At 35.9% G+C, this 11,568-nt stretch carries 14 protein-coding genes; 10 read left to right on the top strand and 4 right to left on the bottom strand.

Annotation, left to right across the window (positions count from 1 at the left end; translation table 11 throughout):
* Positions 1 to 79: 79 nt before the first annotated feature.
* Complete coding sequence (locus BDD30_RS09915) at positions 80 to 451, top strand: diacylglycerol kinase (protein WP_015836009.1); 372 nt, start codon at positions 80 to 82, stop codon at positions 449 to 451.
* Positions 452 to 570: 119 nt separating this feature from the next.
* On the top strand, positions 571 to 1,176 hold the full coding sequence (gene lexA / locus BDD30_RS09910; RefSeq protein ID WP_015836008.1) for a transcriptional repressor LexA: 606 nt from the start codon (positions 571 to 573) through the stop codon (positions 1,174 to 1,176).
* Between the two features lie 166 nt (positions 1,177 to 1,342).
* Here lexA and zur read toward each other — a convergent pair whose 3' ends face one another.
* A complete protein-coding gene (gene zur / locus BDD30_RS09905) occupies positions 1,343 to 1,852 on the bottom strand; it encodes a zinc uptake transcriptional repressor Zur (protein WP_015836006.1) in 510 nt (169 codons plus the stop codon).
* A 216-nt stretch (positions 1,853 to 2,068) separates the two neighbouring features.
* Between zur and BDD30_RS09900 the strand changes: the two genes are divergently transcribed.
* Entirely contained in the window at positions 2,069 to 3,214 is a 1,146-nt protein-coding gene (locus tag BDD30_RS09900) for a DUF1266 domain-containing protein (RefSeq protein WP_015836005.1), read from the top strand.
* Between the two features lie 75 nt (positions 3,215 to 3,289).
* Here the strand turns inward: BDD30_RS09900 and BDD30_RS09895 are convergent, their stop codons facing one another.
* Positions 3,290 to 3,853: a YceI family protein gene (locus BDD30_RS09895; protein WP_015836004.1), complete on the bottom strand. Its 564-nt coding sequence runs from the start codon at positions 3,851 to 3,853 to the stop codon at positions 3,290 to 3,292.
* A gap of 103 nt (positions 3,854 to 3,956) precedes the next feature.
* Positions 3,957 to 5,147: a lactate oxidase gene (locus BDD30_RS09890; protein ID WP_015836003.1), complete on the bottom strand. Its 1,191-nt coding sequence runs from the start codon at positions 5,145 to 5,147 to the stop codon at positions 3,957 to 3,959.
* 537 nt (positions 5,148 to 5,684) lie between these two features.
* On the opposite strand from BDD30_RS09890, the gene BDD30_RS09885 reads away from it, so the two are divergent.
* Together BDD30_RS09885 and BDD30_RS09880 are read left to right on the top strand one after the other, a co-directional pair.
* A complete protein-coding gene (locus tag BDD30_RS09885; RefSeq protein WP_015836002.1) occupies positions 5,685 to 6,521 on the top strand; it encodes a gp53-like domain-containing protein in 837 nt (278 codons plus the stop codon).
* A 2-nt stretch (positions 6,522 to 6,523) separates the two neighbouring features.
* Positions 6,524 to 6,946 (top strand): tail fiber assembly protein, encoded by a 423-nt coding sequence (locus BDD30_RS09880; protein ID WP_015836001.1) that lies wholly within the window; start codon positions 6,524 to 6,526, stop codon positions 6,944 to 6,946.
* A 224-nt stretch (positions 6,947 to 7,170) separates the two neighbouring features.
* Here BDD30_RS09880 and BDD30_RS09875 read toward each other — a convergent pair whose 3' ends face one another.
* Positions 7,171 to 7,500 (bottom strand): helix-turn-helix domain-containing protein, encoded by a 330-nt coding sequence (locus tag BDD30_RS09875; protein WP_015836000.1) that lies wholly within the window; start codon positions 7,498 to 7,500, stop codon positions 7,171 to 7,173.
* A 455-nt stretch (positions 7,501 to 7,955) separates the two neighbouring features.
* Between BDD30_RS09875 and BDD30_RS09870 the strand changes: the two genes are divergently transcribed.
* The 5 genes from BDD30_RS09870 (at position 7,956) to dusA (ending at position 11,457) form a co-directional block, all read left to right on the top strand.
* Positions 7,956 to 8,492, top strand: a complete 537-nt coding sequence (locus BDD30_RS09870; protein ID WP_015835999.1) for a helix-turn-helix domain-containing protein — start codon at positions 7,956 to 7,958, stop codon at positions 8,490 to 8,492.
* On the top strand, positions 8,467 to 8,799 hold the full coding sequence (locus BDD30_RS09865) for a hypothetical protein (RefSeq protein ID WP_041382491.1): 333 nt from the start codon (positions 8,467 to 8,469) through the stop codon (positions 8,797 to 8,799). Before BDD30_RS09870 ends, BDD30_RS09865 begins: the two co-directional genes overlap by 26 nt.
* Positions 8,789 to 9,430 carry a VUT family protein gene (locus BDD30_RS09860; RefSeq protein ID WP_015835998.1) on the top strand — a complete coding sequence of 214 codons (642 nt, stop codon included), beginning with the start codon at positions 8,789 to 8,791 and terminating at the stop codon, positions 9,428 to 9,430. Before BDD30_RS09865 ends, BDD30_RS09860 begins: the two co-directional genes overlap by 11 nt.
* Positions 9,431 to 9,449: 19 nt before the next feature.
* A complete protein-coding gene (locus BDD30_RS09855; RefSeq protein ID WP_015835997.1) occupies positions 9,450 to 10,028 on the top strand; it encodes a VOC family protein in 579 nt (192 codons plus the stop codon).
* A gap of 403 nt (positions 10,029 to 10,431) precedes the next feature.
* A complete protein-coding gene (dusA, locus tag BDD30_RS09850) occupies positions 10,432 to 11,457 on the top strand; it encodes a tRNA dihydrouridine(20/20a) synthase DusA (RefSeq protein ID WP_015835996.1) in 1,026 nt (341 codons plus the stop codon).
* The last annotated feature ends 111 nt before the right edge of the window (positions 11,458 to 11,568 follow it).

Raw genomic sequence — 11,568 nt, 5'->3', positions numbered from 1 at the left:
AGGTGTTGAGATCTGTTGAGTTAAGACAATAATAAATATGAAAAGTGTCAAACAACCTCATACATGATGTGAGTAATTTATGAAAAATCAATCTGTAGGACTGACCCGTATCATTAAAGCAACCAGATATTCGGTGAAAGGTATTAAGGCTGCATGGCAGCATGAAGCCGCTTTCCGGGAGGAAATAATCGTAGCGGTATTGGCTGTGATCGTTGCATTTTATCTCGACATCAGCGTAATTGAGCGTATTTTACTCATTGGTTCAGTCATGTTGGTGGTGATTGTGGAAATTCTGAACAGCGCTATTGAGGCGATTGTTGATCGTATTGGCAGTGAGTTCCATGAGCTGTCCGGTCGGGCGAAGGATATGGGTTCGGCGGCAGTCTTTTTGACGATTATTCTGGCATTAGTTGTCTGGAGTGTCATTCTTTGGCAGTTTTTTATGAGTTAGTTTCGTTTACTAATTGAGTAATGTATTGCAATTAGCTGATTTTCCGTCCTGACAGGTTCCAAATTGCTATTTACCTGTATATACTCACAGCTTGACTGTATAAACAAACAGGAGGCGAAATGAAAGCACTTACTGCAAGGCAGCAACAAGTTTATGACTTAGTGCGTGACCACATTTCGCAAACGGGTATGCCGCCAACGCGTGCTGAAATTGCATCACATCTTGGCTTTCGTTCACCGAATGCGGCTGAAGAGCATTTAAAGGCGTTGGCTCGTAAAGGGGTGATAGAGATTGTTGCCGGGGCATCCAGAGGTATCCGTTTGCTGCTTGAAGAATCTGGTTTACCGTTGATTGGTCGTGTTGCTGCCGGTGAACCACTGCTGGCACAGGAGCATATTGAAAGTCATTATCAGGTTGATCCTGCACTATTTAAACCCAGTGCAGATTTTCTGTTAAGAGTCAGCGGAATGTCCATGAAAGATATTGGGATCATGGATGGTGATTTGTTGGCTGTTCATAAAACACAGGATGTTCGTAATGGGCAGGTTATTGTTGCCCGTATTGAAGATGAAGTAACTGTAAAACGTTTTAAACAGACTGGGAATAAAGTTGAATTGCTGGCAGAAAACCCGGAGTTTAAGCCAATCGTTATTGATTTACGTGAGAAAAATTTGACAATCGAAGGATTGGCAGTTGGAGTGATTCGTAGCGGTGGCTGGTTCTGATAGTAATTTGAATCACAGTTTTTGGGTGATTATTGGGAATTGGGTAATTGCAGTATTCCGGCAGAATCATGTTTTGAATGCATCATTATGATTGTCTTGAACGTGATTCTGCAGTTGTCTTTTCAGCTGGATGATTGATTTGTACAAAACATTCAGTACTGGCTATTTATTTCTTTTTTAACTGAATGTTGTGGTCATGCTGGCATTCATCCCGTTCAGTGCAAGATTCAATCTCTTCACAAGGTGAACATAATCCGTGTGCTTCAATTACCGTATGGCGTAAGTTGAATCCGGCAGTTTTTGCTAATTGTTGAATCGCAGATTCAATGGCGACACCATCCCGTTCTGAAACGGAACCACAGCGATCACAAATAAACATCGCTGAAGTGTGGCTTGGGTGTTCAATATGGTGGCACAGTACATAACTGTTGGTGGATTCTATTTTATGAATAAATCCTTGTTCTAGCAGAAATTCCAGTGCTCGGTAGATGGTTGGAGGCTTGGCTTGTGGCTCTGCTGCCCGTAATAAATCCAGCAAATCATAAGCACTGATTGCTCCGGGTTGCTCTGAAATCAGACGTAAAACTTCAAGCCGTTGTGGAGTCAAACGGACTCCCCTGGCTTGACAAATAGTTTCAGCCTGTTCCAGTAACTTTTTTTGATTAATTAGTTCCATTGCGCCCCTTACAACCAGCATGATGACAGTATTGTGATGTTATCATGTTTCTACGATAGAAAATATTATCCAGAAAAATTGCTCGCGATTGTCCCCTGATAGAGTTAATTTGGTTAAATTGATACTTAGCGGTAAAAATAATGTTTTTTTGAAGTTTGTGATAACGCAGATAAGAATTATCATGTATGACAGATAATTTCCGAAGAGGAATCATTTGTGGCGAAAGAACTTTTACAAAATCAGCCTCATTACAGACAATTTCCTGTTAAAGGTTATCAGATAATAAAGAACATTCTCTGTGAGAAAAGAAAATCTCCTTTTCTCCGTCTTTTATATACAGTCATTAATATTTTATTTGTAATTGCAGTGGGTATGGGAATTATATTATCTGTAGCAATTGTCTTATCAATAATGGGCGATGTATATGTTCCAGATAAAGATTATTTACTTTTAACTAAAGTAGGAAGTGTTGCATTAGTGGTAGTAATATTACTCTTTGTTATTATTTACCGTATTGTTAAACGTCCAGAATGGGAACAACGGCGTTATTATCAACAGGCAGGTTTATCTCTTTTACCAGAAGAAAAACGTCAGGTATTACGGTTGAATATTGTCAGTGACTATTGGCTAGGTTTTTGGAGTGAAACTCTAGAACATTATCCTTTACAGTCACGTGTTGCCCATGATGATTATTGTTATTACCTGTTACCATTATCAGCAGCCCAAGAACATCAATCCCAATTATACAGCGACTGGGGGATTCTTGATGAAGAAGGTTATATGAAAATGCTAACGGGTTTATGGCATGGCGTGCATTCGAAACATTTTGCTGTTGATGTTGCTCTTAGTGACGGAAAAATGTTTGAGGTTCTTGCTAAATTAGTTGAGGTAACACCTGATTATATTCGTAAATGTTCTCGGTCTGTTAATGGACATCCACCTGCATTAGTGTGGGGATTCGATTTGTGGCTTGCAATTGTTTTAAGTCGTAACTGTTTTTGTGCTGGTTATATTAGCGAAGAAATGGCATGGGAAAATATGCTTAAAACCGCTGATTATATTTATGAGATCTTCGGTAGTTTTGATGATTTTTATACAAATTTTCGGTTGGGAAATACCTACTGGAGTAATGATTTTGATAAAACTAAAGGGAGATTGGAACAATTTAATTATTATAAATTACATTGTGATTGGCCAATTGCTAAACTTCCATGGCCTGAACCAAAAGGTATTATTATGGAACGGCAAATGATGACCGGTTTCTCTGCATTAGTTGAGGAAGTTTTACGTAGTAAGATAGAAGAGCAGAGAGTTTGTGAAATAGATATTGATGAATCATTGGTATCTCGTGTACTTCATTAATATTTATATGAAACATTTCCCCTTGAAGTTTTCTTCAAGGGGAAATAAATAATTAATACAGAAGATAATCACTTATTATTTTTTTGCGGCTTCAACTTGAATATATAAATCAACTTGTTTGCTAATGCCGTTTTTAACCTGGTAATCCATTCCCCATTGAGTACGGTCTAATTGAGTTTGGAAATCTCCACCACAAACTTCAGCCTTAAGAATTGGGCTTTGGTAACAATTGAACTTTGTTGCATTCAGAGTAATAGGATGTGTTTGACCCATTAATGTGAGATTTCCGTCAATACTTTTAACTTTATCTCCCTTGAAATTCCACTTTGTTGAAACAAAACGAATGACTGGGTATTTTTCTTCATCGAATAAATCAGCGCTTTTTAAATGGTTATCAAATGATGCTGAACCGCTATTGATATTTTTTATTGGAATGGATATATCGACGACACCTCTTTTTTCTTCGGGTGAAAATTCTACCTTACCTTCTAAATTATAAAAACCGCCGTGGTTCGTGGTAGTAGCAAAGTGATCTATCTGAAAACGGGCATTGGTGTGATTAGGATCAATGACATATTCCGTAGCTTGAACTGCAAATGTAAAAAGGGTAGCAGCAAGTGAGATAAAAAATTTTTTCATTATGAGATCCGTTGTTTCTAAAGGGAATGTTATTTACCCCGTTTCCTGAAATTACATGTTTCACATGAAACGGGGTGGGTTTTTTTATCAGTTAGCTAATGCACTAAATCAAACTGATAAATTTTCTCTCGATATCTTTAATAACTGCGCATCCGGCCAGTTTCATACAAAGTTTTAGCTCATCCTTAAGTAGGTTTAAAACGGATGTAACGCCTGGTGCTCCGCCTAAGGCGAGCCCATACAAAATTGGTCTGCCGATAGCGACAGCTTTAGCACCTAATGCGAGAGCTTTAAATACATGAACACCGCGACGGATACCTCCATCTAAATAGACTGGAATTTTAGACCCAACAGCTTCAACAATGCCCGGTAATGAAGTGATTGCTGCCGGGACAGTATCCAACTGTCGGCCACCATGATTAGATACCTGAATGGCTGAGGCTCCGTAGTCAACACACTCTTTCGCGTTTTCGGCAGATTGAATACCTTTTACGATAATAGGAAGACCCGATTCTTTGGCAAGGAATTCCAGATCTTTGAAATTAAGATCGCGTTTAAAGATGGAAGTGATCTCTTTTAATGTTGCACCGACAGGAGCGTTAGGGATGTTAGGAAACGGCAGTGAATTTGGGAAGACAAATTTATTACGTTTATCGGCCTCTCTGTTACCATTCCATTCTAAATCAACCGTAAATACTATTGCAGTGGCACCCATAGCTTTAGCCCGGTGTATAAGTTCACGGTTAATGCCCATATCCTTGGTAAAATAAATTTGGAACCATTTGGGACCTTTACTTACCTTTGCTATCTCATCAAGAGATGAATTAGAAAGTGTTTGTGCAGTAAATAGTGTGCCAGCATTAGCAGCTCCTTTGGCTGTTCCCAATTCTGCGGTAGTATGAGCCAGTCCATGCGCCGCCATTGGGGGAATAAAAATAGGCATATCCACTTTGCTACCGAGTAATTCGGTTGTTGTGTCAGGATCTTTTATTCCTGCGAGATAGTGTGGAATAATTTGGTAATCATCAAAGGCTCTGGTGTTTTCGCGTAAAGTCCATTCATCACCTGAACCGCCGCTAATATAACCAAAGTGGGGAGCAGGAATCAATTTGCGTGCGTCTTCTTCTAAGTCATAAAGATTAATGATATCAAGGTCTTTTTCTGTGCTACTTGCTTTATAAGCTCCTTGCAGTTTTATATTAGCAGTTGCAGCATTGGCTGAGGATACTGTGGATAGGATACCAGCAGCAGCAAGACTTAACCCTCCAACCATGACGTCTCTTCTTGATGGCATACAATTCTCCCTTACTTAAAGTAGGCTTATAAGTATTGACAATAGAATTTGTCTACATATTAAGAATAGACGTATTCTGGGTAGTTAAAGCTAATAAATGCACTAATAATGTTTTTATGTGCTTGCAAAGTCAGTTGTTATAAGGGTTTCTTTGCTGTAATAGGCGAATTTTAAAGTGAAAAATAAGGTATATTGGTTTGTTTTATTCTATCTTGGATTATCAGGTTAGCTTATGTCAGAATATTATTTATGAAATAGAAAAATTGATGGGAAGAGATATAAAAAGGATGGGAAATAATCGGGCTAAATAAATTCTCTGCATATTTTGTTTCAATAGTTCATTGTAATTCTTATAAACTGTGAGAAAATAATTAATCACTTTTGGTTATTAAAATTTTTCATCATCCTTGATTAGAAAAAGACTATGATTTAAATGCAATCTAAAAATTATATTCGATGACAAGTGATATGTTTTAATAGCTATTAACTCAGAACCTTATTTAATGAAAGTATTGGTTTTTTCCTTAAGGAGAGTTTATGAGTAATAAAAATGATTTTAAAGCTTTTTCTGCTAACCAAGATGCTAATGTTGTTTCTCAAGGAGAATATGAAGAAAGTCAGTACCTTAATACTGGAATACCCCCAAATATTATTTCCATTGATTTATTAAATAAGGTCTTACGTCAGTCGTCAATTATATCATCCGTGGTGGCTAATTTCATATCTACACAATGTGGTGATGATGTTTTGGATGATGGTGATATAGTAAAACTCTCTACACAATTAAATGCAGCCTTAGAGCAAAAAGTCAAGAAAGACATTCCAAATGCTTCATTGACACAAAAAGGTGTTATTCAACTTACTGATGTGGTGGGTGATAGTGACACATTGGCAATTACGCAAAAACTTGCCCAAGATATAGTAAATTCGTTGAATGAAAATATTAGTAACAGAGTACCTAATATTCGTAAAATTAATAGCAAGGAGCTATCTGAAGATATACATTTGGATGCAGTGGATATAGGAACGTACACCAAATCAGAAATAGATAAACAAATTAATACTAAAGGCAATAAGAACACAGCCGGTAAAGCTATTAATGGTTGGTGGAAATGTGGGGATACCGATGTAATTTATCAATGGGGGCGAACTGATGTAATTCATGGTGGTCATGCGGCTCGTATTCAGCTACCAATTAGTTTTTCCAGTATGGATTACTCCGTAATTATTAATCCGATTCAGAAAAAAATCGGTATTCTGGGGGCGTCTATTGGATACGTAAATTTGATTGATGATTCATCTTTCGAATTGTTTAATTCATGGGTAAATGCCAAATGGAATAGCCCGTTTTTTTGGATAGCGATAGGATATTAATTATGTATTATTATAGCGCAAAAAAGAATGCATTCTATCCCATAGAACTGAAGAAAAATTATATTGCTGCTGGTTCATTGCCAGATGATATTACTGAAGTCAGTAACGATATTTATCAGGAATATGCGGCTAGTAGTGCTCCGGAAGGTAAATATCGCATAGCGGGTAAAAATGGCTTACCAGAATGGGCGGATATTCCACCACCGACAAAAGAAGAATTACAGCAGCATGCTAAACTTAAAAAACAGCAACTAATGATTGAGGCAACAAATCAAATTGCATTATTACAGGATGCCGTCGATTTGGATATTGCCACGGAAGAAGAAAGAACGGCTTTATTGGCATGGAAGGAATATAGAGTGATGCTTAACCGGATAGATATTTCACAGGAAATGGACATTGATTGGCCTGAACTGCCAGAGTGATATCCCCTTCATTTTTCAAGTTGTTGCTTTGTTGGCAGCTTTCACTTACCCCAGTCACATAGTTATCTATGTTCCTGGGGATGCGTTCACTTGCCGTTGCGCTGCAACTCGAAATCTATTAGGTATAGAATAAAAGCTGAATTTCCCCCAAAAATTAACGGTATGGTTCTTTGGGGGATACAAAACTTAAATTTTAATTGCCAGCTATCTGTTATAGATTAAATTTATTTACGTGAATCAATAGTTCTTTCTTCACTATAATGTAAATTGTGAAAAACATTCTGATTCATTTCTATTTTTCTCGCTATACTTTCCTCTGAAAGTAATCTATTCGCACTATTGGTTTTCTTTTGGTAACGAGAAGGCCATATTTCGGAAGGGGATAACCCTAGTTTTGTTGCGATTATTGCTTCCCCTTTTGGCCATTGGCGGTGCAATGCATTACTCAATGTGGATGATGCTAACCCTGCTTTGCGAGATACGGCTGAAAGGGTTGTTCCTTGCTTTTTTAAAGCGGCAATAATATCAGCTGGATGCCAATCTTTTTTGTCCACAATAATTCTCCAAAATTATATATAAGTGTTTGTACAGTGAATTCACTTCCATAGCCAGTAAGACTGGGTATCTGTGTATAACTAAGGTGATTCTTTTTTAGCTGTAATAAACCTTGAGTTTAAAAATATATAGCTATTTCAAATAAATATGATACGAAAAGGAACCGATAAATATACTTAATCAAAGTCTATAAGGTCTTAATAAGTTTAATGTAACTACTCACACATGAATTTTCAACAAGTATTTTGTATTTTAATAACAAATTTGTAATTTGCATGAAGAAATTAACGTATAAATTGCTAAAAAATAGATAAATTTTTCATAATGTTAGTTATAATCTGCAACTATTAAGGCATTACATAATACTAGCTGTAAATATGACCATATACAGGGAAAGGATTTATCAAGAATAAATCTATAAAAATATTAAAAATCAATAAGTTAATGTTAATATATGAAAAATCTTGCAGATAGATTGAAATTTGTCCTATATAAGCTGGATATTTCTCAGGCGGAAGCCGCAAAGCGTTGCCGATTGGCCCAACAATCATTAAACTACATTATTAGAAATAATCTTGATGAATCAAAGCTCTCGAATAGGATCGCGGAAGGATTAAATTTAAATCCAGAATGGTTGATTAGTGGCAAGGGAAATTTTCGGAATCCTGAAATATATAGAGTTCCTTTGATCGATAACTATTTTTCTCTCGGATTATACATCAGAGGACAAGAATTAGGCGAAGATACTCAATATTTGCTCACAACTCGATTCCTGGGTAATAGACCTTTTGCGAAACAAACTGAGAAGAACAAGATAGCTGTTTGTTGTTCAAAAGAATTCGAGATTGAATCTGTATTTTTTAATGAATATCTATATATAACAGAAGATTATTGTAAGGTTGTGGAAAGTAAAGATTTATATGATCAAAGAAATGTCTATACTATTTGTGAATGGAGGATTTATAATGTCGATTTTTCGCAGAGCAATTGATTATTTTTATTATTTGAAAGATTTATTGAGAGAAGAAAATTTGCACGTAAAGATTGACAGTTTAAAGTTATTTTCAGGAAACTTCTTTGTTTCTTACCATATTAACAAGCATGATATAAATTCGTCAATGGAATTAAGAAGCTTTGTAGATAGCTATTATAATAATTTGGCAACTAGTGACAAGTTATTGCTAGTAAAATATATTACTTATTATGATATTTTCTTAAAATGGTTCAATGATGGAAATTGTACAGAGAAAGAGTTTTTGGATAATATTAAAATGGAAATAAAGAAAGATGGCTTATAATCGATTGGAAACCAGAAATAGATCTGAGTTTTATAATATTCTTTTTGCTTCATTATTTATTTGTTTGTCAATTACTTCACATTTGATCGCTTACAGGTTAGTGAGTTTTGGTGATTATGTAATAATCCCTTCCACGGTTACTTACATGTTATGTTTTTCCATCGTAGATATTTTTTCCAGCTTTAATGCAAGAAAAACGGTCCTGCTCATTATAGCATTAGAGGCAATCACTAATTTAATTATGATTTTGATCACAAATATTGTGATTTCCATGCCTTATCCTGATGTTTTTAAGGAGAGTATGGATTATTATAATACTTTTAATCCAATTTCTAATTTATTTGTTGCTAATATATTTGGTTCATTCGTGGCATTTGTTTTAAATTCTATAATATTCTCCTATTTCTACAGAAATAAAAAATTGTCTTTTATAACATCATCAATACTCTCATTTGCAGTAGTTGTTGTGGTATATACAACTATAACTGATTATTTAGCTTTTAATGAAATGTATTCTGATATAATATATAGTCTTACTTTAACCAATATGGTTACTAACTCTGTTTTAATAATTTTTTATTCTCTTATTTCAAACCAAATTGTACGTTATATAAACAGAAAGTTGATATAAACTAGCGGAGAAAAAAATAATGATAAACTTCAAAGGATTAGGTCATATTAATATCGTCGTAGATGATATTCAGGAAGCGATTGATTTATATAAGAATTTATTTGGTGCTATACCAAAGCAATTATTTCCTCATTTTAAAAATAGTGGTTTTTCAAAAGCGGCTGGCTTCATTGATAACGCTGATCAGGTAGATGTATCAATAGCATTCCTGGAAATTCCTGGGACCGGGGTTTTTATTGAATTGATGGAATATCACAATCCAACTGGAATAAAAAGGGTTGAGTTAAAAGAGGCTAATGATATTGGTGGTGTTGGGCATATTTGTTTTAGAGTACAAAATATAGATAGTGTTTTTGAACACGTAAAAAATTTTCCTGATGTCAGATTGATAAACCCATCACCATTATATAAAGCATATAAGATAGATGAGATCACGAGCGATGAGTTCATGTTCTTTAATGAGGAAGATGAAAAAAATACTGATCTAAAACAAGAAACTTGTAAGATTATAGGAAAGATCAGGTATTTTTATTTTATAGACAAATATAATATTCAATGGGAGTTTGAAGAAGGGCATGACGATATCGGCTCTAATTGAGTATGAATATATTTGATTAATTGAGAAATATACATGTAAATATTTAATTATATTTACATGTATAATTAAGATTTTTTTATGATGTTAATTTAATTATATGATGATAAACATCTGAAATGATATTTTATTATTTTACATAGCAAAAATTCAACTTTGCCAGTGTTAGTGTAGTGATGTTTGCTAATATCATCAGCACCTATGTTATATACCCGTCATCTTTCAAGTTGCCTCTTTGTTAGCTGCACTCACTTCGGTCACAGAGTTATCTATGCTCCCGGGGATTCGCTCCCTTGCCGTTGCGATGCATCTTGAAATCCATAGGGTATAATAAGTGATATTACCACTATTTCCGTGTTTGATTCCCTGTGATATTTGGGAGATTGAGAGAGTAAAATTAGTAAAAATGTACGAAAATAAAGAAATTGCAAATAACAAAGAAACCAATATTTCCAATAAGTTATGGCCAGGTCGCTTCTCTGTTGCCCCGATGCTCGACTGGACGGACCGTCATTGCCGTTATTTCCATCGTTTGTTAAGTAAACAAACTCTGCTATATACCGAAATGGTAACAACTGGCGCGATTATTCATGGTAAAGGTAACTATCTGGCATATAACGAAGAAGAACATCCTCTAGCATTGCAATTGGGTGGCAGTGATCCGCAGGCATTAGCGCATTGCGCTAAAATTGCTCAGGAACGTGGTTATGATGAAATTAACCTGAATGTGGGTTGTCCTTCAGACCGGGTACAAAATGGTCGTTTTGGTGCTTGTTTGATGGGAGAAGCTAAATTGGTCGCTGATTGCGTCAAGGCAATGCAAGATGTGGTCAATGTGCCGGTAACTGTTAAAACCCGTATCGGTATTGATGAACAGGACAGTTATGAATTCCTGTGCGATTTTATTGATACTGTTGTACAACACAGTGGTTGCAATATATTTACCATTCATGCCCGCAAAGCCTGGCTTTCTGGTCTGAGTCCAAAAGAAAACCGCGAGATCCCGCCGCTGGATTACCCACGGGTTTATCAACTGAAAAAAGATTTTCCGCAATTAACGATTGCTATTAACGGTGGTATTAAATCGCTGGAAGAAGCGAAACAGCATCTGCAATATGTGGATGGGGTTATGATTGGACGTGAGGCATACCAGAATCCGGCTATTTTGGCCCAAGTTGATCATGAATTATTTGATGCTGTAATTCCGGTAGTTGATACCGTTGCGGTAATTAGAGCGCTTTATCCTTATATAGAGCAAGCGCTTTCACAGGGGACATATTTGGGGCATATTACTCGCCATATTTTAGGTATCTTTCAGGGGATTCCGGGAGCGCGTCAATGGCGCCGTCATCTGAGTGAGAATGCTCACAAACCGGGTGCCGATATTTCCGTTGTAGAACAGGCGTTGGCTATGGTAACAGAGCGGATGTAATATCCGCTCATTTTACTGTTAAAGGTACAGTCATATATGAGAATTGAGCACTAAAATATTTATGGGTATTGCGTGATTTTTTACTGTGCTTTAATCTGTTTTTTCGAGTTA

The organism is Photorhabdus asymbiotica (genome assembly GCF_003634575.1).
Classification (GTDB): Bacteria; Pseudomonadota; Gammaproteobacteria; order Enterobacterales; family Enterobacteriaceae; genus Photorhabdus; species Photorhabdus asymbiotica.
This window is presented reverse-complemented; position numbering and strand designations above follow the sequence as displayed.

Coding starts and splice junctions, on each gene's coding strand:
- BDD30_RS09915 (WP_015836009.1), top strand. CDS start 80: ATGAAAAATCAATCTGTAGGACTGACCCGTATCATTAAAGCAACCAGA.
- lexA (WP_015836008.1), top strand. CDS start 571: ATGAAAGCACTTACTGCAAGGCAGCAACAAGTTTATGACTTAGTGCGT.
- zur (WP_015836006.1), bottom strand. CDS start 1,852: ATGGAACTAATTAATCAAAAAAAGTTACTGGAACAGGCTGAAACTATT.
- BDD30_RS09895 (WP_015836004.1), bottom strand. CDS start 3,853: ATGAAAAAATTTTTTATCTCACTTGCTGCTACCCTTTTTACATTTGCA.
- BDD30_RS09890 (WP_015836003.1), bottom strand. CDS start 5,147: ATGCCATCAAGAAGAGACGTCATGGTTGGAGGGTTAAGTCTTGCTGCT.
- BDD30_RS09885 (WP_015836002.1), top strand. CDS start 5,685: ATGAGTAATAAAAATGATTTTAAAGCTTTTTCTGCTAACCAAGATGCT.
- BDD30_RS09880 (WP_015836001.1), top strand. CDS start 6,524: ATGTATTATTATAGCGCAAAAAAGAATGCATTCTATCCCATAGAACTG.
- BDD30_RS09870 (WP_015835999.1), top strand. CDS start 7,956: ATGAAAAATCTTGCAGATAGATTGAAATTTGTCCTATATAAGCTGGAT.
- BDD30_RS09865 (WP_041382491.1), top strand. CDS start 8,467: ATGTCGATTTTTCGCAGAGCAATTGATTATTTTTATTATTTGAAAGAT.
- BDD30_RS09860 (WP_015835998.1), top strand. CDS start 8,789: ATGGCTTATAATCGATTGGAAACCAGAAATAGATCTGAGTTTTATAAT.
- BDD30_RS09855 (WP_015835997.1), top strand. CDS start 9,450: ATGATAAACTTCAAAGGATTAGGTCATATTAATATCGTCGTAGATGAT.
- dusA (WP_015835996.1), top strand. CDS start 10,432: ATGTACGAAAATAAAGAAATTGCAAATAACAAAGAAACCAATATTTCC.